Annotated in this window: 27 protein-coding genes and 1 pseudogene; 9 read left to right on the plus strand and 19 right to left on the minus strand. The window is 55.0% G+C overall.

Going from position 1 to position 23,323, the window contains the following annotated elements; genetic code table 11:
* Window positions 1-35 precede the first annotated feature (35 nt).
* Window positions 36-1,325 carry a putative bifunctional diguanylate cyclase/phosphodiesterase gene (locus tag NQZ67_RS09930; protein WP_257445030.1) on the plus strand — a complete coding sequence of 430 codons (1,290 nt, stop codon included), beginning with the start codon at window positions 36-38 and terminating at the stop codon, window positions 1,323-1,325.
* A gap of 135 nt (window positions 1,326-1,460) precedes the next feature.
* Here NQZ67_RS09930 and NQZ67_RS09935 read toward each other — a convergent pair whose 3' ends face one another.
* Window positions 1,461-1,679 carry a hypothetical protein gene (locus tag NQZ67_RS09935; protein ID WP_257445032.1) on the minus strand — a complete coding sequence of 73 codons (219 nt, stop codon included), beginning with the start codon at window positions 1,677-1,679 and terminating at the stop codon, window positions 1,461-1,463.
* Window positions 1,680-1,950: 271 nt separating this feature from the next.
* Window positions 1,951-2,304: a hypothetical protein gene (locus NQZ67_RS09940; protein ID WP_257445034.1), complete on the minus strand. Its 354-nt coding sequence runs from the start codon at window positions 2,302-2,304 to the stop codon at window positions 1,951-1,953.
* Window positions 2,305-2,454: 150 nt separating this feature from the next.
* On the opposite strand from NQZ67_RS09940, the gene NQZ67_RS09945 reads away from it, so the two are divergent.
* Window positions 2,455-3,303 carry a serine/threonine protein kinase gene (locus NQZ67_RS09945; RefSeq protein ID WP_257445093.1) on the plus strand — a complete coding sequence of 283 codons (849 nt, stop codon included), beginning with the start codon at window positions 2,455-2,457 and terminating at the stop codon, window positions 3,301-3,303.
* A gap of 37 nt (window positions 3,304-3,340) precedes the next feature.
* On the opposite strand, the gene NQZ67_RS09950 is transcribed toward NQZ67_RS09945, so the two are convergent.
* Together NQZ67_RS09950 and NQZ67_RS09955 are read right to left on the minus strand one after the other, a co-directional pair.
* Window positions 3,341-3,994, minus strand: coding sequence for a TraX family protein (locus NQZ67_RS09950; protein WP_257445036.1), 654 nt, complete (start codon window positions 3,992-3,994; stop codon window positions 3,341-3,343).
* A 72-nt stretch (window positions 3,995-4,066) separates the two neighbouring features.
* On the minus strand, window positions 4,067-4,963 hold the full coding sequence (locus NQZ67_RS09955) for a manganese catalase family protein (RefSeq protein ID WP_257445038.1): 897 nt from the start codon (window positions 4,961-4,963) through the stop codon (window positions 4,067-4,069).
* A 206-nt stretch (window positions 4,964-5,169) separates the two neighbouring features.
* Here NQZ67_RS09955 and NQZ67_RS09960 point away from each other — a divergent pair, with 206 nt between their 5' ends.
* Window positions 5,170-5,505 (plus strand): hypothetical protein, encoded by a 336-nt coding sequence (locus tag NQZ67_RS09960; protein WP_257445040.1) that lies wholly within the window; start codon window positions 5,170-5,172, stop codon window positions 5,503-5,505.
* A 70-nt stretch (window positions 5,506-5,575) separates the two neighbouring features.
* On the opposite strand, the gene NQZ67_RS09965 is transcribed toward NQZ67_RS09960, so the two are convergent.
* The 4 genes from NQZ67_RS09965 to NQZ67_RS09980 all read right to left on the minus strand — a co-directional run bounded on the left by NQZ67_RS09965 (window position 5,576) and on the right by NQZ67_RS09980 (window position 8,770).
* Window positions 5,576-7,114 (minus strand): FAD-dependent oxidoreductase, encoded by a 1,539-nt coding sequence (locus tag NQZ67_RS09965; RefSeq protein ID WP_257445042.1) that lies wholly within the window; start codon window positions 7,112-7,114, stop codon window positions 5,576-5,578.
* 104 nt (window positions 7,115-7,218) lie between these two features.
* Window positions 7,219-7,626 (minus strand): hypothetical protein, encoded by a 408-nt coding sequence (locus NQZ67_RS09970; protein ID WP_257445044.1) that lies wholly within the window; start codon window positions 7,624-7,626, stop codon window positions 7,219-7,221.
* A complete protein-coding gene (locus NQZ67_RS09975) occupies window positions 7,623-8,267 on the minus strand; it encodes an ImmA/IrrE family metallo-endopeptidase (protein ID WP_257445046.1) in 645 nt (214 codons plus the stop codon). Before NQZ67_RS09975 ends, NQZ67_RS09970 begins: the two co-directional genes overlap by 4 nt.
* A gap of 65 nt (window positions 8,268-8,332) precedes the next feature.
* Window positions 8,333-8,770 carry a helix-turn-helix domain-containing protein gene (locus tag NQZ67_RS09980; RefSeq protein ID WP_257445048.1) on the minus strand — a complete coding sequence of 146 codons (438 nt, stop codon included), beginning with the start codon at window positions 8,768-8,770 and terminating at the stop codon, window positions 8,333-8,335.
* Between the two features lie 334 nt (window positions 8,771-9,104).
* Here NQZ67_RS09980 and NQZ67_RS09985 point away from each other — a divergent pair, with 334 nt between their 5' ends.
* Both NQZ67_RS09985 and NQZ67_RS09990 read left to right on the plus strand, forming a co-directional pair.
* Window positions 9,105-9,359, plus strand: a complete 255-nt coding sequence (locus NQZ67_RS09985) for a hemolysin XhlA family protein (RefSeq protein WP_257445049.1) — start codon at window positions 9,105-9,107, stop codon at window positions 9,357-9,359.
* Window positions 9,360-9,710: 351 nt separating this feature from the next.
* A complete protein-coding gene (locus NQZ67_RS09990) occupies window positions 9,711-10,109 on the plus strand; it encodes a hypothetical protein (RefSeq protein ID WP_257445051.1) in 399 nt (132 codons plus the stop codon).
* Between the two features lie 213 nt (window positions 10,110-10,322).
* On the opposite strand, the gene NQZ67_RS09995 is transcribed toward NQZ67_RS09990, so the two are convergent.
* Window positions 10,323-10,994 carry an NUDIX hydrolase gene (locus NQZ67_RS09995; RefSeq protein WP_257445052.1) on the minus strand — a complete coding sequence of 224 codons (672 nt, stop codon included), beginning with the start codon at window positions 10,992-10,994 and terminating at the stop codon, window positions 10,323-10,325.
* Window positions 10,987-11,448, minus strand: a complete 462-nt coding sequence (mscL, locus tag NQZ67_RS10000; RefSeq protein WP_257445054.1) for a large-conductance mechanosensitive channel protein MscL — start codon at window positions 11,446-11,448, stop codon at window positions 10,987-10,989. Before mscL ends, NQZ67_RS09995 begins: the two co-directional genes overlap by 8 nt.
* A gap of 218 nt (window positions 11,449-11,666) precedes the next feature.
* Between mscL and NQZ67_RS10005 the strand changes: the two genes are divergently transcribed.
* Entirely contained in the window at window positions 11,667-13,460 is a 1,794-nt protein-coding gene (locus NQZ67_RS10005) for an ATP-binding protein (RefSeq protein ID WP_257445056.1), read from the plus strand.
* 90 nt (window positions 13,461-13,550) lie between these two features.
* Window positions 13,551-14,699 carry a DNA alkylation repair protein gene (locus NQZ67_RS10010; RefSeq protein ID WP_257445057.1) on the plus strand — a complete coding sequence of 383 codons (1,149 nt, stop codon included), beginning with the start codon at window positions 13,551-13,553 and terminating at the stop codon, window positions 14,697-14,699.
* 77 nt (window positions 14,700-14,776) lie between these two features.
* Here the strand turns inward: NQZ67_RS10010 and NQZ67_RS10015 are convergent, their stop codons facing one another.
* The 6 genes from NQZ67_RS10015 to NQZ67_RS10040 form a co-directional block, all read right to left on the minus strand.
* On the minus strand, window positions 14,777-15,055 hold the full coding sequence (locus tag NQZ67_RS10015; RefSeq protein WP_257445058.1) for a transposase: 279 nt from the start codon (window positions 15,053-15,055) through the stop codon (window positions 14,777-14,779).
* A 45-nt stretch (window positions 15,056-15,100) separates the two neighbouring features.
* Window positions 15,101-15,244: a hypothetical protein gene (locus NQZ67_RS10020; protein WP_257445060.1), complete on the minus strand. Its 144-nt coding sequence runs from the start codon at window positions 15,242-15,244 to the stop codon at window positions 15,101-15,103.
* A 99-nt stretch (window positions 15,245-15,343) separates the two neighbouring features.
* The gene (locus tag NQZ67_RS10025; protein WP_257445062.1) at window positions 15,344-15,709 is read right to left on the minus strand and encodes a hypothetical protein; all 366 of its coding nucleotides are present in this window, start codon (window positions 15,707-15,709) and stop codon (window positions 15,344-15,346) included.
* Between the two features lie 11 nt (window positions 15,710-15,720).
* Entirely contained in the window at window positions 15,721-16,329 is a 609-nt protein-coding gene (locus tag NQZ67_RS10030; protein WP_257445064.1) for a TVP38/TMEM64 family protein, read from the minus strand.
* Between the two features lie 3 nt (window positions 16,330-16,332).
* Complete coding sequence (locus tag NQZ67_RS10035) at window positions 16,333-17,502, minus strand: MFS transporter (protein ID WP_371825284.1); 1,170 nt, start codon at window positions 17,500-17,502, stop codon at window positions 16,333-16,335.
* Between the two features lie 32 nt (window positions 17,503-17,534).
* Complete coding sequence (locus NQZ67_RS10040) at window positions 17,535-18,716, minus strand: MGDG synthase family glycosyltransferase (RefSeq protein ID WP_257445066.1); 1,182 nt, start codon at window positions 18,714-18,716, stop codon at window positions 17,535-17,537.
* Window positions 18,717-18,835: 119 nt separating this feature from the next.
* Between NQZ67_RS10040 and NQZ67_RS10045 the strand changes: the two genes are divergently transcribed.
* Window positions 18,836-19,813: an aldo/keto reductase gene (locus NQZ67_RS10045; RefSeq protein WP_257445068.1), complete on the plus strand. Its 978-nt coding sequence runs from the start codon at window positions 18,836-18,838 to the stop codon at window positions 19,811-19,813.
* A gap of 107 nt (window positions 19,814-19,920) precedes the next feature.
* On the opposite strand, the gene NQZ67_RS10050 is transcribed toward NQZ67_RS10045, so the two are convergent.
* Entirely contained in the window at window positions 19,921-20,259 is a 339-nt protein-coding gene (locus tag NQZ67_RS10050; RefSeq protein ID WP_257445069.1) for a hypothetical protein, read from the minus strand.
* Between the two features lie 172 nt (window positions 20,260-20,431).
* On the minus strand, window positions 20,432-21,700 hold the full coding sequence (gene ilvA / locus NQZ67_RS10055) for a threonine ammonia-lyase IlvA (RefSeq protein WP_257445071.1): 1,269 nt from the start codon (window positions 21,698-21,700) through the stop codon (window positions 20,432-20,434).
* Between the two features lie 139 nt (window positions 21,701-21,839).
* On the opposite strand from ilvA, the gene NQZ67_RS10060 reads away from it, so the two are divergent.
* A complete protein-coding gene (locus NQZ67_RS10060) occupies window positions 21,840-22,388 on the plus strand; it encodes a hypothetical protein (protein WP_257445073.1) in 549 nt (182 codons plus the stop codon).
* A gap of 54 nt (window positions 22,389-22,442) precedes the next feature.
* On the opposite strand, the pseudogene NQZ67_RS10065 reads toward NQZ67_RS10060, so the two are convergent.
* Window positions 22,443-23,323 (minus strand): annotated as a pseudogene (locus tag NQZ67_RS10065) (collagen-like protein); the annotation flags it as partial.

Below are 23,323 nucleotides of genomic sequence, written 5' to 3' on the forward strand. Positions count from 1 at the left end.
AACGGAAAACAACGGAGTGCGAGGGAGTGTTAGGCATGGCGGAATCCATCGGCTTTCCTGGGCGGCAAGAAGCCATTATGCGGCTGGACATCGCGATCAGCGGGGCGCGCGTATCGGGGAAGCGATTGTTGGTGGCGCTGGTGAATGTGGATCGTTTCTTCCGGGTTAATGCGGCGAAGGGCACGGATTTCGGCAACCGCGTGCTCGAGACCGTGAGCAAGAGACTTTGCGGCAAGACCCTGAAGCATGCGAATGCGACGGTCAGCAAGCTGGAAGGCAATACGTTCCTTGTGATTCTGCATGAGGACGAAGGTGGCCTGCGCCAAGTCGAGGCCGTCAAATACGCGGTGGAGCAGCCCATCGAAGACGAACGGGCCGAGCTATATTTGACCGCGAGCATCGGGGCCGCCTACTATCCGCAAGACGGGCTGACTAGCGAGCAGCTGATCTGCAGGACGGAATCCGCTCTTCATCGGGCCAAGGAGCAGGGGGGCAACCGGGTATTCTTCTACAATCCCGAGGATACGGAACGGCAGAACAGGAAGCTGTCGATCGAATGCGGGCTGAGGCCGGCGCTGTACATGCAACAATTCCAGCTCCGCTATCAGCCGATCTATCGCTTGTCCGATGGCAGGCTAAGAGGCTTCCAAACCTTTATCCGATGGGAGCATCCGGAGCTTGGCGAGCTGGATACGGATGAGTTTCTTCCGATTGCCGAGCAGAACGGGCTCATCGTCCCGATCGGCGAATGGATGCTCCGCGAGGCGTGCAGAAGGCTTCAAGCTCTTACGCCATTCGGGCTTCGCGGACTCATGATGTCGGTTCGGTTATCGGCGCTGCAGCTGGAGGATCCCTCCTTCCCGCATGTCATCCAGACTCTCATTCAGGAACATGGACTGACGCCGGACGCTATCGAGCTCGAGGTGAGAGAACCCGGGCGGATGCAAGCCTCGGAAACTTGTCTAGCTTCCTTAAGCCGCTTGCGCGCGGCCGGCGTCCGAACCTCTATTGTCGATTTCGGGACTGGAGGAGCCTCCTTCCATAACTTAAGCCAGCTGCCGATCCATTGCGTGAGGATCGATCCGTCATTCGTGCGCAGAATCGATCTTCAAGGACCGGAGAAGCATATCGTCGAAGCGATCGTCGGTCTTGCCCATAAGCTGGGGGTGGAGGTCGTAGCGGATGGCGTTGAATACAAGGAGCAGTATGACATGCTGAAGAGCTGGGGATGCCATTACGTGCAGGGACATCTGCTGGGTCGCCAGATGGAGCCGGCCATGATGGAAACGGAAGCGCTGAGCAGCGCGGTCTCGAAGGTGAATTAATCAATAGGAGCTCGTCCGAGCATTCCGATCCGGCTAACGGAGGAAGGCTCGGGCGTTTTTTGTTCCGCGAGTCTTGTATGCATATAGAAGCAAAGGGCTGTCCTCGGGGACAGCCCTTTGCTTCGGCCACGTTATTCAGCTGACTTCCAGATATAGCTTTGTTCCGTCGTTATATTGGAAGATGGCGACGTCGCGTACCATCTCTACGGATTTGATACGTTTCCACTTTTTCCTGAAATCGAAGTCCAATTCCATTTCATGCAATTTATGACCCAGCAGTTCTACAGATGCTGATTGTTCGTTAGGGTAATAGACAGGGACGGAACGATTTTTGAAGGTAATGATTCGCATCATAGTACCATGCACCTCCGGTTGCGTTTTTCCCATTATACCTAGAACATTTTAGCCTCGTATGAAACTGTCGTCAGGATAATGTTACCTTTGCTAATACATTCCTAATAGTTCACATTCAAATTGTCCAGTTTTCAACACCGAGAAGATCGGATGAAGCTAGGAACTGAGGAGCGGAGCGTAGCAGCGCTACGTGAGCACCGGAAGTTCCGGCTGAATCCGATATTCGATGTCGAGAAGGCTTCCTGATATGCTTCGTGATCAAAAGTGGACCTTAAGAGCTGCTGTACGCCCATTTCTTTTTGTAGTAGCCGTGTCCGTAATGATGATTGTAACGGTGCGGCGGATGTGGCGGGTAATAAGGCTGTTGACCAGTCGGCGGGTAAGGCGGCTGCTGCGGATAAGGCGGCTGCCCCGCGTGCTGGTTCGGGTAATGTCCTTGCGGGTAGGGCGGCTGACCTTGCGGATAAGGCGGCTGTCCCGGATATTGACCGTGATGCTGATTCGGGTAAGGCGGGTGCTGCGGATAATGAGGCGGCGGGTAATAGCCTTTCTTGAAGTCGCTGCTGCTCATGAGGTAATGTCCGTATTTGGGTCCCGCAATGGAATGCAAAATGCGTTTAAGCATAGTTGAAACCTCCTTTGGAATGGGTGAAGATGAACGGTGTTAACTATTAATACGTTGTTTGCGGCATGAGGTTTCTCTGCACTCGCCGTATGCCAATAAACTCGACATAGGTCTAGTACGGATGTAAGCTAGGATGAGAGGTGATGCGTGATGAATCGGTTAGCGTCGAAATGGCGCGGCATGGTGGAAGCTTGGCGCGATTATCCGTTGCAGCAAGGCGCCGTTTGGGATGGCCGGTACCGAATCGAACGGCTGCTCGGAATGGGAAGCTACGGCCAGGCTTATGTCTGTCTGGACCTGCAATCGAACGAATTCGTACTGCTGAAGCGCAACAAGCCTAGCAAGGGCGGCGTCGGAATCGAGCTGCTGCGCAGGGAGAGCGCGATCATGGAGCAGCTTAAGCACCCGCAGATCCCAAGGCGTATCGCGTACAGCAAGCGGCGCAGGGACGAAGCGCTCATTATGGAATATGTGGAAGGCTATAACCTGGAGTTTGCGATATATGAGAAGAAAACGGCGTTCACGGCGGAAGAAGCGCTAAGGATGCTGATGCAGTTGATGGAGCCGCTTCGCTATTTGCATGAACAAGGCTATGTGCACCGGGATGTACGCATTCCGAACGTGCTGCTAAGGGGTGGCGCGCTTCATCTTGTCGACTTCGGATTGGCCTGCCGGATTGGCGAGCAGCTGCCTCCAGGGCTTCGCGATGCCCTCGGCGAAGGCAGCGGCTTGGCGAGAGACAGCGCGGCCGCCGTCAAACGGCGAATGAGAGGCGCTCATCCTTCCAGCGATTGGTTCGGTCTGGGGCATCTGTTCTTGTTCGTGATGTATTCGGGCTATGAGCCTCCCGAAGGAGCCGAAGAAAAATCGTGGATGGAGGAGCTGCGGCTGCGGCCCGAGATCGAACATTTTGTAGGGAAGCTGCTTCAAGACGAAGCGGCCTGGACGACGACGGAGCAGTGCAGGCAAGAGCTTTCCGCGCTGCTTGATCGGCTCTAGACCCTATTAGGCAAGGGATGATGGCCAGCAGGCGTTGTTACGGTCCTGCTGGCGGGATCCAGACGTAGTGCACGAGCGCGATCAACGCCAGATGCAGCGGATAGAAGCTCCTCCATATGAACCGAGGAACGCGGACGCGATCCATGCTCCTCATGAGGTCCGGCAGATAGACGATCCAGATCGTCGCGAGCAGACTGAACAGCTGCAGCACCCAGCCTTTGTAGAAGACGCTGGCGATATTCAGAATCAAATGCAGAACAACGTACAGCTGCGGCTGCGCATAGCGGAAGATCAAAGCGAGCAGCAGCGCATAGGCGCCGTAGTCGAACGGAATGGCTTCCAGCAGCACGAGCATCGCTGCCGTAATGGCGAAGCCGACAGCCGGCTTGGTTGAAAAACGGTCCAGCAGAATAAAGGTCAGCAAACAGAAAAACAAAGTAGCGACGACATTGAGCTCCGTGACATGAAACGCGAGCATATACGGAATTTGGGAGATAACCGCAAGCAGCCCGAGTCTCGTCAAATATTTGGTCGCGTCGCGCGTTCGGAAGTACCCTATAACAATAGCATACACATAAAATGGTAAAGCGAAACGTCCGATAATCCGCCAGATGGGATCGTCGGGAAACCATACGGCTCCGATATGGTCGATGAGCATCGTGAGCATGGCGAGAAACTGGATGGCAATCACCTGCGCTTTGTTAGCTTATGGATTGCCTACAGTATAACACATGCCTTGTCTTGCCGGAGAATGCCGGACGCGCTACAATCCCGCGTTTTTCTTGAGCCTCGCTGCGATCTCCATAAATTCTTCCTGCGAGATGCCAGGCGCGAATTCCTCCGGAAGCTCCGCCAAATCCGGCATCGGCGCGCCTTCCGGCGAGCCTTGAATGACCTCCAGCTTCGCCCCCGTCTGCGGATTCTGTCCGCTCCAGATGAGCACCACGTCCTTGTAATCATGAGGGCTGAACGTATACAGCTTGTTGCCGAGACCCATGGCCTCGTATTTGCGCGCGGCCTCGAACTGCTCGTTGCTTAGGTTCGGAATCGGAATCAGCTTCTTGATATCGACTCCGGTCGCCATCTCCAGAGCCTTGGCATACGCGAGCACGTGGACGCCGCCGCGCACGAGCAGGAAGCCGATCAAGGCGCGCGCGGTCGGATGGTCGGTCATTTCGTATACGCGCATCTTATGGGTGCGCGCTCCGCATTCCAGGAAGAAATTGTGGAGCAGGTCGAGCACCAGGTTGCCGCTGCTGAACACGTAGTCTCCAGCCCACGGTTTGCCCATGGAGTCGCCGGCCAGAGCGGTTTGCGCGTTCTGTATGAAGAAGTAGCTGTTCCGTTTGTTGACGCCTTCCCGAAGCGGCGCCGAGTCCGGGTCTCCGGGCTTGGTCGTGCCGGTCAGCACCATGTTGATCGTCGTGGCGACGAGCTCGACATGCCCAAGCTCCTCGGCGGTAATGCTCGCGACCAGGTCGTAGAAGGGCTTCAGCTTCTTCTTCCCCCTGAAGTTGAAGGACTGGAAGAGATAATTGTTAAGCGTGGACATCTCGCCGAATTTGCCGCCCATCAGCTCCTGAACCGCGGCTGCCGCGTTGGCGTCGGCGTAAGGGGATTCTGGCAGCTCGATCAGCAGTCTGTTTTGCCTTTGAAACATCGATCGCTTCACCTCGTTTCTTGGTCAAGACGCAGGTCTCCCATGGCTATGCTTCTACATAGATAGGTATGCGGGAGGAGCGTTCGGCAGACCGGATGAGCATTCGGCGTTCCTATAGCAGAGCTTGCGCGCGGTGAATAGGAGGGAGGGGAATGCCTCATAATAATGCAGGTTTCAAAAATAATGAACCTCAAGGAGGCCCTACCATGAATCAGTTCCAATCGAACAGCGCGACAGGCCAAATCGAAAGCCTCGTTCAGCAGCTGATCCAGCAAACGCAGCAAGCTTCCGCCCAATATCAACAGCTGCTGCAGCAGGAGCAAGAGAACGCGGCGCTCCTTCAGCAAATCGCGCAGCGCGAGCAGCAAGCGGCCCAAATTATCCAAACGGCGCTGCAAGGACATCAAACAGCGGTTCAACAGATGCACAACATCCAGAATCTCTGCAACCAAATTTCCCAATCCGCGTTGACGCAGTCTTCCGCGTATATGCAGAACCAAAACAACGTCAATACAACGGGATACGGCAGCTACCGCCAATAACACATAACGCAAAACAGCACCCCCTGCTTCCTCGATAGAGGAGCAGGGGGTGCTTGCGTGAGCAGGCTGGTTAATCCGCGGAAAGGGTCTTGAGCGGTCTCTCGGCAGGCCCTTCCAGCACCTCGCCCGTGATCGAGAAGCGGGAGCCGTGACAAGGGCAGTCCCAGGTTCTCTCTCCGTCGTTCCATTCAACCTCGCAGCCCATATGGGTGCATGTCGTATCGACGATATGCAGCTTGCCCTCCGGATCCCGATAAGCACCTGCCCGCCGTCCGTGCAGACTGACGGCAGCCCCTTCGTCCTGGGCCAAATCTTCGGGCTTGCGATGCACCATCTCCACTTTGCCGCTGATAAGATGCTTCGCCACGTCGAAATTGTCGACGACCAGGTTTTTCAGCGTCTTAACCGACAAGGAACGCGAAGGGGCAAACAGCTCCGCGTAAGGGTTGTCGCGCTCTTGGATCAGGTCGCGAATGATCAGCGCAGCGGCCGTGCTGGTGGTCATGCCCCACTTCTTGAAGCCGGTCGCGATATAAACATCCGGCGTGCTCTCCGTTATGCGGCCGATATAAGGGAGCTTATCCCCGGTCACCAAATCTTGCGCCGACCATCGATACGATATTTCCTGGAGCTCGAAGTGCTGCGCCGCGAAGTGCTGCAGCGCTTCGTAATGGTTGATCGTGCAGACGCCTTGTCCCGTCTTGTGGGTCTGTCCGCCAATGATCAATAGCTGAGAGCCGTCCGCGCCAGTCGCGCTGCGAATGGAGCGACTCGGTTCTTCCGCGCTAATATACATGCCTCCCGGATAATCGATCGCGCCTTTCACGCCGAGAGCGTAGGAGCGCTCCGCATGCATTCTCGCGAAGAAGAAGCCGTATCCGTCGTAGAAAGGAAAGTGCGAGCAGATGACGACGCTGTTGCAGGTAATTTGGCGGCTGTTAGCCGTCGTGACGACAGGCCGTGCGTCGTGTCGAATATCCGTCGCGGTCGTATGCTCGTAGACTTTGCCGCCGGCCTCGACGAACTTCCGAAGAAGGGCGCTCAAATATTGCAGCGGGTGAAATTGCGCCTGCTCCTTCATGACGACGGCCGCTTTGGCCGGAATATTACTCAGAGGAATGCGGTCAACGTACGCTCCGGGAATGCCCAGTCTCTCGTAAGCCGACATTTCGTCCTGCAGCTTCTGCAAGTACGAGTCGTCATTCGTGTACACGTATGCATCCTGCACGGAGAAGCCGCATTCGATCGCATGCTCACTGGCCGTGCTCCGGATGAACTGAAGCGCGTCCCGGTTGGCTTGGTAATACAGACCGGCTTTTTCGTAGCCTTCCTGTTTCATGAGCTGGTCGTAGATAAGGTCATGCTGCGCGGTAATTTTGGCGGTCGTATGGGCAGTGGTCCCGTTAAACAGCGTGCCGGCCTCCAGCAGCGTGACGCGATAACCGGCCTTCGTTAACAAGTAACCTGCCGTGATGCCGGAGATGCCTCCCCCGACCACTACGATATCGGTATCCGCATCCTCCTCGAGCTTCGGATAGGAGGGAAGTCCCCCAATGGATTGCGTCCAATAGGGCTCGGGATATGTAGGTAATGATGGAATGTTGGCCATGCGTATGCTCCTTCCGCAATTGTTTATCCTTTCTTTTCTTCCCTAAAAAAGGAAAACTATTCGAAAAAGCGCCCATGTCGTAGAAATGTGCGCCGCGATGGCGTTCAATCCGATTCGTTGGCCTCGCGGACCCAAGGGTACCGGTGCCGGACCGCGGCTTGCAGCGTGTCCTCGATATCCGAGAAGCGGAGCAGCAGCCTTGTGAGCTCCAGATAGGAGAAGGGGGTGCCGGACACGCTCGCGATCCGCTCGACGTAAGTCTTCAAAGAAGGCAAATGCAAGCCCAGAAGCGTCTTGCCGGTTCGATCGCGCACATAGACGGAATCCGGCACGGCCAGCGTCATCGCGTCCTCTTCGAGCTCGTCCGCCAAATAACGTTCGAACGGGGCGTCCAGCTGGAGGAACAGGGTCTTGCTCCAGTCGGCGCCTTGGATTCCCGTCAATAGGAGCCAGTCAGGGAATAATTCACCGGTCTCGTCATTCTGCGAATAGTAGACGGATATTTTGTTCACGGGCGGATCGATCCTTTCTTGGGTGATGCGTTTCGGGTCTGCTGGTATAGCTGATGAAGCAAGCGGCTTGTCAGCTCCGAGTATGCCGAATCCTGCCCGAGGGAGCTGCGGTCCGCAAGCCTTGCGCGGAGACGGCGGTCCTCATGTTCTTGACGGATTCGTCCGGCAATGCGATCAAGCCTTCTCCGAGCGAAGGAAAGCGGAACATCGAAGGCTTCGGCGACTAGCCGCAAATCATGCGGCTGCTGCTGAAGATGGGCGAAGGCACGCAGCATATGGAGCGGCATGGCGCTGTACAGCTGGAACAGCCCGGCTTGCGTTTCCTGCAGTGCGACGAAGGACGAAGGCATCTGCAGCTGATTGCCGGCGTGAAGAGCGGGATGGCTGAGCTCGTGGAAAAACGCCAGCTTCTGCTGAAGCTTGTCCATATGGATGTTCAAGAAAATCAAGCAGTCGCCATCTTCATCGTACATCACCTTCGTCTCGCCTTCCGTATAAGCGATATGCGCGCCGAATAGGGCGGCGATGCGGTCCCAATCCTCCAAGTCCCCAGGCAGATTAAGCCCATCCCCCTGGAATTTATCCTGAATCCATAGCTCCAAATCCGATGGCCGATACAGCTCGAAGTTTAAGGGCTCCATCCTCGACCTCCATTTGTCGAATGTACGTTCGTGTTTATGCTGAAAAATAAAACCCTTCGAGGGTTTTATTCCTTCTCCTTGAGCGCTTCGCGCTCCTTGCGCCGTTTCTCCTTGAAAGCGCGGAACATCTCGAGCTCGCGCTTCAAGTGCTCCGCCTCTTCCTCGTCGATTTCCTCCGGCGGTCCGCCGAGATAAGCGATATAAACGCCGGCTTCGGGATCGCGCGGCGCCGATGCGGATGAGCGGGATTCGGCAGGGAGGCCATGCTCGCCGGCCGCCGGTTGGCTGCCCGCTTGCTCGGGGTTATCCGAGAGATCCAGCAAATAATCGGCGTTCGTATGCAGCGCGTCGACGAGCGCCGCCAGCGTCTCGTGCGGCGGAGCGCTTCGCCCTTGCTCGTAATTGCTGATCGCGGCCTTCGTCAGGTTAACCTTCAGCGCGAGCTGCTCTTGGGTGAGCTTATGATGCTTTCGGCGTTCCGTTAACCGATCGGCTCTGAACACGTTGATCTCTCCTTAAGTTTTACGAAGTAAAACACTTCGAAAGCATAGGCTTAGTTTTACGAAGTAAAACACTTCGAAAGCATAGGCTTAAGTTTTGCGTAAGCAAAACTTACTTCGAAAGCGTAGGCTTCGTTGCTAGTACAAGTTTATTGTACTTTACGATCGCGATATTGCCAAGTATGTACAAGTTCTTTGTATTTTCTTCTTGACATGTTCGGAGCATGTCCCTAAAATGAGGATCAAGAGTACAAGAATCTTGTACAACAATTTCAAGAGCAGGTGGAGTCATTCCAAGTTTATACGAATTTACAGCGACAAGAGAGAGGGTGGAAACATGTCAGGAAATGCGGGACCTGTACTTTCGGAAATCCGTGAACGGGTTGTCCGGGTAGAAACGAAAATGGATGACATAACCGAAACCAAAGAGATAGCCAAATTGGCAGCAAGAGAAGCGGCGGAAGCTTTGCAGAGCGTAAAGGCCGCACAGCAAATGCTGCTTGATGTGCAGGACAACCAAAAGTGGTTATGGCGCGTTGTGATCGGCGGGGTAGTAGCGGCCATCATCTCGTTTATTCTGAAAGGGGGCTAGCGACGTTAAACCAGCTTATAATTAATGGTGTAACCTAAAAGATATTCGACATTGTCGAAAAAGACAAGGAGGGAAATTACGCAATCGAAGGTTGACGACCAGAAGAGAGGATATTCTTGGCGAAGAGCTTTATTAATAGGCGTTTCGACAAAATTACCTGGGAAATGATAGCCGAAAAACCGGTTTTGACAGAGCTGGGAGCCTTCCGCGGTAAGGGGAATTGGCGAATTACGTTCTGGCCTGATCCCCACAGCTGGTCTATATTTTCAGCGTTTGACGCTCTGCATCTACCCATACTTCTCTCCTAGACGTGCATAAACTAGAGTATGCAAGATAGAGAGGAGGATCCACATGTCCGCCAACTTACAAGTCAGCCATAACAGACGCAGAGGGAACAACGTAGCCGGAGCCATGAACGGCCGCCGCAAGCATCATCATCATCACCATCATAGAAGAGACGATTTCGCCGTAGAAGGGATTCAAGATGCGGGTCGCGTGCTCGGAGCGAGGTTCAACGATCTTCGGAAGCGCTGCAAAGCTCGCAGACTCGTAGCCGCGATTCGCCATTGCGACGCCAGAACCATCCATGATTTGTTCGGCCATCATTGCAGAGTGGTTTGTTTCTTCAAAAGACCAGGCTACGATTGCGTGAAGCTAAGCTGCAGCTTCGACAGAGGCGCTGCGGTTGTGACGTTCGACATTTGCGTGAGAAGCTTGAACAGGGGATGCGGCTGCGGCTGCGGTTTTTAATCAATAGAAAATAGCCGCTCATCAAAAAAACAGTCCGCGCTGTTATCGACAGCGCGGACTGTTTTTTCTCACCACAATCGAATTTATAAGTTTTCAAGTATTCGAAAACCGAAATTCGATTTGGCGATAAATCCTACCTCATGCTTACGAAGCGAGTTTGCTTAGCAAACTTTCAGGTCGCTCATCTCTGAAAGGCCGAGGGTAGAGTATTTCTCATACAAGCTGGAGCAGCTTCTTCATGACGTCTATGTAGTACCGGTTATCCCGCGGCACGAACAGGCTGGCTCGCACCACGCGCGTGCTCGGACGAAGCCCGATCGCCCCCGATGAATCCGGGGCTCCCGTCTCCATCGGCTCGTCCGTCAACTCGATGCCGTGAGCGAGCAGCTCTTCCTGCTTACCATCGAATAAGGCGAGAAGCTCCGCGATCTCCGCCTCGTACACGCCGGCCACTTCCTCCGGCTGCAAGCGTAAGGCTGTTAAAGGCACATCGCGGACGAGGGCGAACACGTCGCTGACCTCCCGGTCGATGAAGAGCTTACCGTTTACGGTGCCTTCGTCTTCCTCCCTTATCTGTCCGAGCGGAAGCAGCTCGTCGAAGTCCGCCGTCACGCCAATCTCTTCTTCCAGCTCGCGGATGGCGTCACGGAGCGTCTCTCCCGCGGTCAGATGCCCGGCGACCGTGATGTCGAAGCAACCGGGATTCGTGTCCTTGACGAGCTGGCGCAGCTGGAACCGCACCAGCTGGCGATCGCCATCGCGATGCGCCAGCCAGCAGTGGAACGAACGATGCCAGTAGCCCTTGGCGTGCGTCTCCGCCCGCGTCGCGGTGCCGAGATGGCGCAGCTCCTCGTCGTAGATGTCGAACAGCTCTTCGTCAGACATCGGCCGCGGCCTCTAGCTGAGAGGTGCAATGCTTGCAGCGGGTTGCTTTGATCGGAATTTGGGACAAGCAGTACGGGCACTCTTTTTCCGTCGGCTCGGCAGGCGTCTCATCCTTGTCTTCTTTCTTGCGGCGCAAAGAGTTAAGCACCTTAACGAGCATGAAAATACAGAACGCGACGATCATGAAATCCAATACGACGTTAATGAATTGGCCGTATTTGATCGCGGCTGCGGTTTCTTTGTCAGCATCTGATAATGTGCTTATATCCACCAAGTAAAACTTCAAATCTTTAAAGTTCACCTCGCCAAGCAAAGCCCCAATCGGCGGCATAATCACGTCGTTGACAAGCGAAGTGACGATCTTTCCGAATGCGCCGCCGATAATGACGCCGACGGCCAGATCGACAACGTTTCCTTTCACGGCAAACTCTTTGAACTCTTGCAGCATTTTCATCGTATGAGGCCTCCGTTTTTCAATCCTTACCCTATGATCTCTATTATGAACCCAATCTAGCACGGATATACGAGAATCGCAAGTCTCAAGGACTTTGGAACTACTTCATGTTTTTACAAAAAACAACAGAATCCAGCTCGAATAAAAAAGGATTTTTTGGTAAATTGTCGAACTCCCTTATACGTTGGACTATTAAGTGGGGGAGGGGTCAGAAGAAAATGGATCATAGCGTATACGGCAACCCCTACTATCTGCTGCTATCCCTAGCGGTTATGTGCTTTGCTTCCTATACGGCGCTGAGCATGGTCGAGCCTCTGAGTGCTAAAGTACCACGCCATGCCAAACTTTCTATGCTGAGTGCCGCTTCGGTGTTCAGTCTGGGACTTTGGACGATGCATGTCGTCTCGCTGCTCGCGTCGGATCGTATATTAACCTTGGATTGGACGACGGTCGCCGCGTTTGTCGCCGGCGTTCTGATGACGTTCGGGGCACTATGCGTCTTTCATCTAGCTCCTCGAAAAACCTTAATCAACGAAGGAATCACCGCCGTTTTATACGCTAGCGCTTCTCTATCCATGCACCATATAACCATTCTGTCTGGCCAAATCCAATATTATGACGTCCAGACGCAAGGGGCCATTCTTTCATTTGCAGTAAGCATCGCGGGAGCTTTTGCCGTCATTGTCCTGCTTCGCAAAAAACTCGCTTATTCTAAAATTCTCGGCAGCATTATATTTGGCGTATCCAATTTAGTCATGCACCAGATTAGCATTCACTCGATTACGATTCAGTATCGCGAATTAATGACAACGGAGCGTTTCAACGAATATTTGCTGCTGCTGGCTTTCGTGCTGGGACTAGCGACGCTATTGATTATTAGCTTTAGCCTGACGTCCTGGTTTAGCGCCAAGAAGCTGGCGGACATGGACGGCAGATACAAGCTGCTTGTCGAGAACTCGATGGATACGATTGCCCTGATCAAGGATGGCAAATGGGAATACGTGAACCCGTCGGGCATCCGCATGTTCGAGGCGGCCGGAGAAAGCGACCTGCTGGGACGCTGCGTGTTCGAGCGGTTGGAGGAGAAGCATCGCGGGACGTTCAGCCGCTTGTGTCAGGCTGACATGCCGGAAATCGAGGCGGTAAAGCCCGTGGAGCTGGAATGGACGACATTGGGCGGGAAGCGCATTTTTACGGAAACGGTGAGGACGCTCACCGCGTTAAGCGGCTCGCCGATCGAGCAGGTCATTATCCGGGATATCTCCGAGCGCAAGAAAAACGAAGAGCTGCTGATCCAAGCCGAGAAGCTGTCCATAGCGGGAGAACTGGCCGCGGGCATCGCTCACGAAATCCGGAATCCGCTGACGTCGCTCAAAGGCTTTATGCAGTTAATAGCGACCGGGCGCGTCCAAAATAACCGCTACTTCGGCATCATGAACGCCGAGCTTGCCCGGATCGAAACGATTGTCAGCGAGCTGCTCATGCTCTCCAAGCCGCAAGCTTACGACTATGCGTACATCGATCTCCGCAAGCTGATGAAGGAATCCGTAGCAGGCTTAGTCATGCTCGCCAAGCAGCATCACGTTCGCATCGACTATGCGCAGGATGGGGGGCAGCTTTCGTTGTGGGTGCTGGGAGTCGACATCCAGCTCCGTCAGGTGCTCTCTAATCTCATAAAAAACGCCATTGAATCGATGCATAGCGGAGGAATCGTTCGCATTCGGCTGCTCTTGGAGAACGACGGCATGATCGTCATCCGCATACAGGACGAAGGGATCGGCATTCCGCAGGAGCAGCTCGCGAGGATCGGCCAGCCGTTCTATACGACCAAGGAGAAGGGGACGGGGCTTGGCCTCATGGTGACTTACAAGATCATCGAGAATCACGATGGACAGATTACGGCGGAGAGCGAGCCGGGCATTGGCACGACATTCAGCATCAGGCTGCCTAATCGGAAGCCGACGGGGGAGCAGGGCATCTCGCATAGCCTTAACCGGAAGCTGCTCGGATAACTCATTCAGTTGCGAAGTCCGATTCATTATGTTATATCTCTATTATACAAACATACGTTCTTGATAATGGGCGTCATGGAGGAAATAGAGATGGCAGAACCGCTTAAGCTGATGTACGACGGAACGTTTCTGGAGCAGTTCGGCGCGCGGGTGCAAGGAGCTTGGCCGCCGTTCGATCCGGCAGCGTTCGTGGAGAGAGCGCGCAGGGACGATTGGGAGCAGCTTGAGCTGAAGCCGCGCATCCGCAGAATTACGGAGGCGCTTGGCGCGTCCTTGCCGACAAATTACCGGGAAGCGCTCGATATCTTGTACCGGATCGATGAAGAGTGTATAGGTTTTCCGTACTTGTTTTTCCCGGATTTCGTGGAAGTCTACGGGAGAGGGGAGCAGGATTGGGAGCGCTCCATGGAGGCGCTGGCCCGATTCACGCAGCGCTCCTCGGCGGAATTCGCCGTCAGGCCGTTCATTCTGGAACGTCCCGAGCGGATGATTCCGCAGCTTCTCGAATGGGCGGAGCATCCTAACGAGCATGTGCGGAGACTCGCGAGCGAAGGCTCCCGGCCGCGCCTTCCGTGGGGACAGGCTTTGCCGATATTCAAACGCGACCCGTCGCCGATGCTTCCGCTGCTCGAGAAGCTGAAGGCGGATCCGTCGCTTTACGTTCGCAAGAGCGTGGCGAACCATCTGAACGACATCGCCAAGGATCATCCCGATCTTGTGGTCGAGCTGGCGGAGAAGTGGAAGGGAACGAGTCCGCTGACGGATTGGATTGTCCGGCATGCGTGCCGAACGTTGATCAAGAGGGCGGATCCCCGCGTGATGGCATTGTTCGGATATTCGGAGGCGCTGCCCGATGACAAGCAAGGCCAAGCTTTGGTCGATAGCGCGGATTTGCTGCTGTCCGCCCATGAATTGCCGATGGGCGGCGAAGCCGAGCTCCAGTATCGTATTCAGTTGGCTGGAGAGCCAGGTTTAATCGGAGATAAGAAGCTGAAGCTCCGTATTGAATACGGCATCGATTTCGTGAAGGCCGGGGGCAAAACGTCGTTAAAACGATTTCTCCTGTCGGACCGCGAATTCGCGATCAGAGAGCTCGTGAAGGGGACCCGGATTCACCGTTTTGCGGACTTGACGACAAGGAAGCATTACGAGGGACGACATGCCGTTACGATATGGGTTAACGGCGTAGAGGTTGCGAGAACAGAGTTGACACTCGTCCGCGCGGGCACGGAAAGCTAGCTATTTGTTTGTTAAATGGAAGAAGGGGCGTCCTTCAGTCATCGAACGATGACTGAAGGCCAGCCCCTTCTTGCTTGTTACTCTTTATTGCTGCCTTTATGACGCCGCGGATGCTGCATATGAGCTTCCGGATCGTCGTCATCGTCATGCGGCGTAAGGCGAGGGTCCGTGTGTCCCTCGTGGTGATTATCGAATTCAAGCTCGACTTGCTTCCACTCGGTATTCCCGAGAATAGGGTCCGCCGGGAATACGTCTCCGCGCTCCAGCCGTTCGTCGCGGCCCCACTCGTTGCGGTAGACGCCATCCGCTTCGACGCGCTCGCCTGAGATAGGTTCCATTCGTTTATCTTCGCTCATGATGCCAATTTCCTCCTCACACTGTCTTCGGAAAAGCGGTTGCCGTCACAAGCCGTGCTTCGGTACCGCTGCGCGATCGGCCTCCGATTGCAGCGCGCTGGCTTTCTCTTTGCTCGCGAGATGCTGATCGGCCAGCGATTGAGCCTTGCTTGCCGCCCTCTGGCGATCGGATGCATGTTTGCCGGACATGGGCTATCGCTCCTTTTTTTGCGGGAATAATGATGATCTTGCGCTTGGAAGATCGGCATTAGTGTGCCACGCGAGGAAGGAAGTTATGAGTGCGTTGCGTTACAGTAAACGAAGCTCGCAGGAAGGACAATTCGCGTCTTGCTCCGTGACCTCGGCGCCGCAGCCGGGACAAGGCTCGCGGAAGGCGGCCGGAGGCTTGCTCGCCGATGAGGCGTCGTTATGTGACGAGGCTGGAGTCGATTCATTCGGCGAGCCGCCGGCGCGAAGATGGGCCGGCGTGCCGAAGATCGTCTCCACGATATCCCGCAGCATGCGGGACTCTTCGTTATCGCTGGAGGCCGCTCGGATGAAGAGGAACATGACGCCAATAAGCGCGGCGGCCAGCAGCAGGACAAGCGTCGTCGCCCCGATATCGACCCAGGCGTTAAGTGGTACGGCTGCGGCAATCAGGGAATGATGGGGCATCCGTCAACACCTCACCCGTTAATCTGGTAACGGCTCTCGAGCTTCTTGCCTCCGAACCACATGACGAGCACCGCCGTAATGGAGACGAAGATGCGCCAAGGCTCGTCGACCAGATTGCCGATATCGAAGCTGATCAGGGCGATCACGAAGATCATGACCGCCTTGCCGAGGACGGTCGCGAGGAGGAACGTGTGGAAAGGCACTTTGCTTAACCCCGAGACGACCGTAATGACGACGGATGGCGTGAACGGGAAGCAGGCGAGCAGGAACAAGGGCGTGAACCCTTTGCGCTCGATCCAATTGAAGAATCGCTCCGACTTCGGGAACCTTCTCATTAGACGCGTCTTGAAGTTACGGCCGAGCGATCGGCAGATGAGAAAGACGCAGATGGCGCCGGCCGTAACTCCGATCCATGAGAACAGAAAGCCGAAGCCCAGTCCGTAAATGTTGGCGTTCGCCGCAATAATGAGGATCAGCGGCAGGAACGGCAGGAACGATTCCACAAAAGGAAGAAGGAGACCGGGCAGCGGTCCGAATTGCGAGTAGCTCTCGAGCGTCCGCTGAATGCTGTCTACATCCATTTCTTTCAAATTCGTAATCCAGTCTTGCAGTTGACTCATGAATTAGTGTACCCCGCTCTGCTTAAGTGTCGAATAATACAAGCCGATTAAGCCGAATAGAATGGCGCTCGTCCAGAATACCGACGTTTCGCCGCCCCATAGCGCGATGACGCCCCCGATAACGGGGCCGATCATAACGCCGATTCCTTCGAAGGTGGACAGGAGCCCCCATCCGATGCCTTCTTGCTTAGGTGGTACGTATGTAGCCAGCATGGCGTTCCAGGTTGGCAGAATCGCGGCATAAGACAAACCAAGTGCTGCCGCAATAACTAAACAATACCAAAAGGAAAGCCCCCACGCCAGTAGATACAGACCTGCGGCGAAAGAAACAAATCCGAGCACAAGGAACAAACGGCTGCCTCCGAATCGATCCGATAGCTTGCCCATCGGAATCATGCCTCCGACGGCGAATACTCCTCCCGCGGTTAGCAGAATGGAGTACTGCGCGCCCGACATGCCGAGCTCTTCGCTGGCGAAGGTGGGCAATATCGGGATCAGCATGCTGGCCCCCGTCGTTTGCAGGATCATGCCCGGCAGCAGCTTCCTCATGGCGCCGATTCTATCCTTCAGGGCAGACAGCTGCTCCCTGAACGGAATTCGCTGAATGGAGGCCATTTGGCCTTTGCGCATGAAGAAGGAAAGCACGACGGCGAGCACAGAGAGAAGGATGAGCAGCAGATAGGTAAGGTCCGAGCTGTAATCGAGCAAAATATTGCATAGGATCGGGCCGCTTCCGAGACCGAACAGCCAGATCGTGTACAGATAACCCATCTGGGTCGCGCGATGCTCCTCCGAAACTTTGGTCAGGCAGACGATCCAGATCGGAGACATGCCGATTCCATAGATGGCGGCCGCGCCGATGAACATCCAAGGAAGGTCGGCGAACTGCAGGGCATAGACGCCGGCGAGAGCGATGATCAGGCTGCTCTGCACGATGAGCCGGGGAGAGAAGCGGTCGAGCAAATAACCGATCGCGATCTTCAGCAAGGTATCGGTAATGTAATGCGCGGAGATCGCGACGCCGATTACATCCGGAGATAGGCCCAGCGTCTTGGCACCGTAAATCGGCAGCAAGCTGGCTAGAACGGCGCCTCGCACAAACTCGACGATGAACAGAATGAACGATAGGAGCCTCATATCGGCTCCCATCCAATGTTTCTGACGTATGCTCACGTATGAAACTCCTTTGTCGAAACGGACTGGACTTAAAAGAGTGATGCATGATTTATTATACGCAAGTTGGATACAATATCCAAAATAATGGTTTGAGCTGCCGTGGCCGATGACGGATTCGCGCTCGGCTGGAGCCTGCGGATGTGCAGTCGGCTGTTCATCAAGCGCAAAGGGTCGTGAACGAGCTCGAGCATGCGGTCGACGAGCGTATCAAGCTGACTGGCCACGAAAGCGGCGCCTTTGGACTGCAGATATAACGCGTTCCGCTTCTCTTGGCCAGGGACGGGACGGTAGATGAAGGCAGGCAGCTCTGCCGAGATCGCCTCGGCGAGCGTAATGCCTCCGGGCTTCGTAACAAGACTGTCGGAGAGAGCCATTAGCTCATGGATTTCGTTCACATAGCCGAACGTGCGAATCCGAGAGGAGTGCTCGCCCGAGATCGAATCGTCGACGGCTGTCTTCAGCTCATCGTTGTGACCGCATACCAAAGTGATTTGGGCGACGGACGACCTGCTAAGTATGTTCTCGCACATCTCCTGGATATGAGGCATTACACCTTGAGCGCCCGCCATGATCAGGATCGTCGGCTTACTGGAGTCGAGCCCGTATTTGACATACAGCTCCGGCGAAGGCTTTGCCTCCTTAAAGCCTTTTTTGAGCGGGATGCCGCTGACCTTGATCTTGTTGTGGGAAATGCCAAGCTGCTTCAATTCGGCCCGCAAATCCTGCGTTGGGACATAATAACGGTCGATGCCGGGGTGTACCCATCGGCAGTGCAGGTCGAAATCCGTCATCACGACATAGGAAGGGATACGATGGCCTTGCCTCTGCAGCTCTTGCGGCGCGAATAGCGGGAAGGTGTACACGACGGCATCGGGCTTCTCCTTCGCGAGGAGCTGCCGAACCTTCTGTCTGCCGAAGGAATGGAGCCAGCTTCCGAACAGCGAGTTATGCTTCATCGGCTTGGTGATGTCGTACATCCACCCGTACAGATAAGGGAGATGCGTGTAGCTCTTCTGATAAAATCGTCTCGTCATCTCGTTGATCCAGGGATGGGATTCGGCCATCAGATCGTACGTGACGATGTGCTGTTTGTCATGACCGAAGTCCGAATAGGCTTCTTGCAGCGCTTTGGCGGCTTGAATGTGCCCCTCGCCGTAAGAAGCGTACACGATCAGCAGCTTAGGCGAGCGGTAATGGGGTTGTTGAAGCATGCCACACCTCCTGGCCCTAGTTTAATTATGTTTTGTAAAACGGATGTGATTTTGATTTGAATCCTTTATATTATTTTTGTGGAGGAATTGTAATATTCCGATGAAGGAGAGATGAGGAAATGAAGTACGCGTTTCTGGGCCGATCCGGCCTGAAAGTAAGCAAGCTTTGCCTAGGCACCATGAATTTCGGCGTCGATACCGAGGAGAAGGAGGCGTTCCGCATCATGGATGCGGCGCTGGACGCGGGCATCAACTTCTTCGATACGGCGAATATCTACGGCTGGGGCGAGAACGCCGGCCGCACGGAAGAAATTATCGGCAATTGGTTCAAGGAAGGCGGCGGGCGCCGCGAAAGAACGGTGTTGGCTACTAAAGTGTATGGCGACATGCACGATCCATATGACGGTCCGAACAGGGAGCAGGGACTGTCCGCTTACAAGATCCGCCGTCATCTGGAGGGCTCGCTGAAGCGGCTTCAGACGGACCACATCGAGCTGTACCAGATGCATCACGTGGACCGCAACGTCCATTGGAACGAGCTGTGGAGCGCCTTCGAAACCGCGCAGACGCAAGGGAAGATCGGTTATGTAGGATCCAGCAACTTCGCGGGCTGGGACATTGCCGTGGCTCAAGGCGAGGCGAAGGCGAGAGGCTCGATCGGTCTCGTGTCGGAGCAGCATAAATATAATCTGCTCTGCAGACTGCCGGAGCTCGAGGTGCTGCCGGCTTCGGAGGCGCTCGGACTCGGCGTCATCCCGTGGAGCCCGCTCGACGGCGGACTGCTCGCCGGCAATCATCGCCGCAGCGGCGGCGGCCGCCGAAGCGGGGACGAGAAGCGCATCGAGAAGCATCGCGGCCAGCTCGAAGCTTACGCCAAGCTGTGCGACGAGCTTGGCGAGCCGGAGGATCTGGTGTCGCTCGCGTGGCTCCTGCATCAACCGGCAGTTACGGCTCCGATCATCGGCGTCCGGACGCTGGAGCAATTCGAGCGCTCCCTCCGCGCCGTCGAGCTGAAGCTGGACGAAGCGACGCTGGAGCGCATCGACGAGATCTTCCCGGGACCGGGAGGCGACGCTCCGAAGGCTTATGCTTGGTAGGGTGAGCGGGGAGGGGTGGCTCAAGTTGGGCGTACGATCTCTGCTATAGTTTTTTTCAATGGCGTGTAGAAATAAAACAGCCACTCTAAGGGAGTGGCTGAAACTCTTTATAGCACGACTGTTGGATTGGTATTCTGACTTACGGCATTAAGTGTTTCTGTTACTTGTGCAGAATTTGCCGCCGTTACTTCAAACTGAGGGATAAACTCGTTAATTTTGCAAATACTTATATATATATCAGTAAATCCAAAAGAAATAAATCCAAAATTCGTAGCAATTTGTTTGGTGCCATTCTCCATATGAAGGATTTCGTCGTCTATGACTCTTCTAATCGTTCCAAATACCTGAGTTTGATTATTCTCCCCTTCAAAAACCGTACTGAAAAAGTTATCAAATCTTTTTAACTGCTCCGCCATTCCTTTCACGCAATCACAGCAATCCGACATAGTGATCATCTCCTTTGAGTGTTTTCTCTGCATTATATGAAGCGGATCAAGTGGTTGTCCCGGCGAAAGAACTATGAAAAACGCTATGAATCTATTAAAAATACTACTAAGCAGCAAAACGAAACAGCCCGAGCTGACAAGCAGCTCGGGCTGTTTATATGGGAAGGGTGGATCAAATAAGCAAATTAAAGAGTACCGGGTCTTTGTTCAGCTCGACGAACTGAAAGCCCTTCTTCTGCATCCGATCGACGAGCGGGGCGTAATCCTCGCGATGCTTCAGCTCAATGCCGACGAGCGCAGGACCGTTGTCTTTGTTCGATTTCTTCGTATATTCGAACCGCGTAATATCGTCGTTCGGACCGAGCACCTGATCGAGAAACTCCCTCAGCGCGCCGGCGCGCTGAGGGAAGCTGACCATAAAATAATGCTTATACCCCTCGTAAATAAGCGAGCGCTCTTTGATTTCCTGCATCCGATCCACGTCATTGTTGCCGCCGCTTACGACGCAGACAACGCGTTTGCCCGCGATTTGATCGCGGTAGGCATCGAGAGCGGCGATCGGCAGCGCGCCGGCCGGCTCGGCGACGATCGCGTTTTCGTTGTAGAGATCAAGCAGCGTCGTGCACACTTTGCCTTCGGGCACCACAACAACGTCGTCGAGCAGCTCTTGGCATATGGCGAAAGTGAGATCGCCAATTCGTTTGACGGCCGCGCCATCCACGAATTTGTCGATATGCTCAAGCGGCACGACTTCGCCCGCATCGATCGATACGCGCAGTGAGGGAGCGCCTTCCGGCTCCACGCCGATGATCTGCGTCTCCGGAGCGACGGTTTTGACGTAAGAAGCGACGCCGGCCGCCAGCCCGCCGCCGCCGACCGTCAGGAAAATAAAGTCGGGAGCCGCCTCCGCTTTCTCCATCAGCTCTTGGCCGACGGTACCGTTGCCCGCAATGATTTTGCGGTCATCGAACGGATGGATGAACGGCATGTCGCTCCGTTTGCTCTCCGCAACGGCCTCCGCATAGGCGTCGTCAAACGTATCGCCGGTCAAGATGACTTCGACCATGTCCCCGCCGAAGAAGGACACCTGCTTCACTTTTTGCCTAGGCGTCGTGCTGGGCATATAAATTTTGCCCGGAATGCCGAGCGTCTGGCAGGAATAAGCAACGCCTTGGGCGTGATTGCCCGCGCTCGCGCACACGACGCCTTTGGCCATTTCCTCCGGGGTGAGGGAGCGCATGAGGTGGTAGGCTCCTCTTATTTTAAAAGAACGCACGACCTGCAGATCCTCTCGCTTGAGCCAGACCTGGCAGTTGTAGCGCTCCGACAAAACGCGGTTATATTGAAGCGGCGTGCGGGAAATGACATCCTTCAGATGCATCTGCGCCTGCACGATTTCTTCCAGACCAATTCGATGATAGGATTGCGAACCTACTCCCATACTGCAACCATCCTTCCGGGAACGTTAAAGCTTTGAATTTTTGATGATTCATTATACCATTAAGTCAGAGAGAATGTAGGGACGAGTCAGAAAATATAGTATGGTGTAAGAGTGGGAAAGAGAGGGAGGAGGTTGCTTGATGGGGAGATTTGTCAAAAGGTTGTTTCTCACGCTTGTCGTGTTGGCCGTGTTGTTGGCGGGAGCTGCATGGGGTCTGATGTCTTATATCGCGCCCGAAGAGACGCTAGATCTCAACTATGAGCCTATCGATCTGAAGCAGAAGGCGCTGGATATGGCGACGAGCTTGAAGCCGGAGCTGATCCTGACGGAGCAGGATATTAACGATCTGATCAAAAAACACCTGGAACGAGACATCGCGGAAAACGTCAGGCTCGACGGAGCGAGGTTCAGCCTTCAGGGCAACCGGCTCATCGCCGATCTCAACGTGACCTACATGGAGCGTATTCCAGCTCAGGTTAAGGCCGAATACCGGATGGAATGGCAGGATCCGAATTTGACGCTGCATCCGAGAGGATTGTTCGTAAAGGGGCTCGAGCTTCCGTTCAGCTCGCTAGAAACGATCATCGTGCCGCTGGATTTACCGACGGGTGATATGATATCCGTGAAAGAGGTTCGTTTCGAGGGGGATCAGGTGAGGGTACTGTTTAAGATAAATATGCCGTTCTAATGGCCAGATAAGAAGAAAGAGGCTGGGCGCAAGCGCCAAGCCTCTTTCTTAGTGTTATGCGATTTGATGGATCGACCAGTAGATGCCTTCTCCCGCGGCTCCGCCAAGATCCAGGGCGATGATCAAGCCGTCGGCTTCGTAGAACAAACCAACGGTATCTCCTGCTGTGAGCTCGACTTCGCCGGACAGGGTGACGGTGCCGTTTCCTAACACCGCTCTTAAAGTAAGAAGAAGGAGGATATCGACATTTAGCACAGGGAATAGTCCCGTAATTAAATCAGTAACAACTGGTGTAGTTCTTCTTACAACAAAGGCGGGGTCTACGCCGGCACCGAGGTCGACTGTAATTGTGGCAGTCGTTTGATAGTTGATGGTAGCGGAAATCGCGTATCTGCCTGTTTCCGGCGCCGTGTAAATGCCGGTAGCTGGGTCGAAGTTAGGGCTGCCATAGTATGGTGCTGCAACGGACCAGCCAACGATTTGGGTAGAACCTACGACTCCTGCAGCCGTAGTTACGGCTGAGAAGCCTTCATCCGCGAAGTTCGGGCCGGTAGGGCCAGTCGGTCCAATAGGTCCGGTCTCGCCAATCGGTCCAGTTGGTCCAGCAGGTCCGGTTGCGCCGTCCGCGCCAGTCGGTCCGGCAGGACCAGTTGCGCCAGCAGGCCCCGTAGGTCCGGCAGGTCCGGTCGCACCGTCCGCACCAGTCGGTCCAGCAGGTCCAGTCGGTCCAGCAGGTCCGGTTGCGCCGTCAGCGCCAGTCGGTCCAGCAGGTCCGGTTGCGCCGTCAGCGCCAGTCGGTCCAGCAGGTCCAGTCGCACCGTCAGCGCCAGTCGGTCCGGCAGGTCCAGTCGCGCCAGTCGCACCGTCGGCTCCAGTCGGTCCGGCAGGTCCAGTCGCGCCAGTCGCGCCGTCCGCGCCAGTCGGTCCGGCAGGTC

This window comes from Paenibacillus soyae (assembly GCF_024623455.1).
Classification (GTDB): Bacteria; Bacillota; Bacilli; order Paenibacillales; family Paenibacillaceae; genus Pristimantibacillus; species Pristimantibacillus soyae.

What these genes read in the sequence shown, in the direction of transcription:
- NQZ67_RS09930 (WP_257445030.1), top strand. Translation starts at nt 36, where the DNA reads ATGGCGGAATCCATCGGCTTTCCTGGGCGGCAAGAAGCCATTATGCGG.
- NQZ67_RS09935 (WP_257445032.1), bottom strand. Translation starts at nt 1,679, where the DNA reads ATGATGCGAATCATTACCTTCAAAAATCGTTCCGTCCCTGTCTATTAC.
- NQZ67_RS09940 (WP_257445034.1), bottom strand. Translation starts at nt 2,304, where the DNA reads ATGCTTAAACGCATTTTGCATTCCATTGCGGGACCCAAATACGGACAT.
- NQZ67_RS09945 (WP_257445093.1), top strand. Translation starts at nt 2,455, where the DNA reads ATGAATCGGTTAGCGTCGAAATGGCGCGGCATGGTGGAAGCTTGGCGC.
- NQZ67_RS09955 (WP_257445038.1), bottom strand. Translation starts at nt 4,963, where the DNA reads ATGTTTCAAAGGCAAAACAGACTGCTGATCGAGCTGCCAGAATCCCCT.
- NQZ67_RS09960 (WP_257445040.1), top strand. Translation starts at nt 5,170, where the DNA reads ATGAATCAGTTCCAATCGAACAGCGCGACAGGCCAAATCGAAAGCCTC.
- NQZ67_RS09965 (WP_257445042.1), bottom strand. Translation starts at nt 7,114, where the DNA reads ATGGCCAACATTCCATCATTACCTACATATCCCGAGCCCTATTGGACG.
- NQZ67_RS09975 (WP_257445046.1), bottom strand. Translation starts at nt 8,267, where the DNA reads ATGGAGCCCTTAAACTTCGAGCTGTATCGGCCATCGGATTTGGAGCTA.
- NQZ67_RS09985 (WP_257445049.1), top strand. Translation starts at nt 9,105, where the DNA reads ATGTCAGGAAATGCGGGACCTGTACTTTCGGAAATCCGTGAACGGGTT.
- NQZ67_RS09990 (WP_257445051.1), top strand. Translation starts at nt 9,711, where the DNA reads ATGTCCGCCAACTTACAAGTCAGCCATAACAGACGCAGAGGGAACAAC.
- NQZ67_RS09995 (WP_257445052.1), bottom strand. Translation starts at nt 10,994, where the DNA reads ATGTCTGACGAAGAGCTGTTCGACATCTACGACGAGGAGCTGCGCCAT.
- mscL (WP_257445054.1), bottom strand. Translation starts at nt 11,448, where the DNA reads ATGAAAATGCTGCAAGAGTTCAAAGAGTTTGCCGTGAAAGGAAACGTT.
- NQZ67_RS10005 (WP_257445056.1), top strand. Translation starts at nt 11,667, where the DNA reads ATGGATCATAGCGTATACGGCAACCCCTACTATCTGCTGCTATCCCTA.
- NQZ67_RS10010 (WP_257445057.1), top strand. Translation starts at nt 13,551, where the DNA reads ATGGCAGAACCGCTTAAGCTGATGTACGACGGAACGTTTCTGGAGCAG.
- NQZ67_RS10015 (WP_257445058.1), bottom strand. Translation starts at nt 15,055, where the DNA reads ATGAGCGAAGATAAACGAATGGAACCTATCTCAGGCGAGCGCGTCGAA.
- NQZ67_RS10020 (WP_257445060.1), bottom strand. Translation starts at nt 15,244, where the DNA reads ATGTCCGGCAAACATGCATCCGATCGCCAGAGGGCGGCAAGCAAGGCT.
- NQZ67_RS10025 (WP_257445062.1), bottom strand. Translation starts at nt 15,709, where the DNA reads ATGCCCCATCATTCCCTGATTGCCGCAGCCGTACCACTTAACGCCTGG.
- NQZ67_RS10030 (WP_257445064.1), bottom strand. Translation starts at nt 16,329, where the DNA reads ATGAGTCAACTGCAAGACTGGATTACGAATTTGAAAGAAATGGATGTA.
- NQZ67_RS10040 (WP_257445066.1), bottom strand. Translation starts at nt 18,716, where the DNA reads ATGCTTCAACAACCCCATTACCGCTCGCCTAAGCTGCTGATCGTGTAC.
- NQZ67_RS10045 (WP_257445068.1), top strand. Translation starts at nt 18,836, where the DNA reads ATGAAGTACGCGTTTCTGGGCCGATCCGGCCTGAAAGTAAGCAAGCTT.
- NQZ67_RS10050 (WP_257445069.1), bottom strand. Translation starts at nt 20,259, where the DNA reads ATGTCGGATTGCTGTGATTGCGTGAAAGGAATGGCGGAGCAGTTAAAA.
- ilvA (WP_257445071.1), bottom strand. Translation starts at nt 21,700, where the DNA reads ATGGGAGTAGGTTCGCAATCCTATCATCGAATTGGTCTGGAAGAAATC.
- NQZ67_RS10060 (WP_257445073.1), top strand. Translation starts at nt 21,840, where the DNA reads ATGGGGAGATTTGTCAAAAGGTTGTTTCTCACGCTTGTCGTGTTGGCC.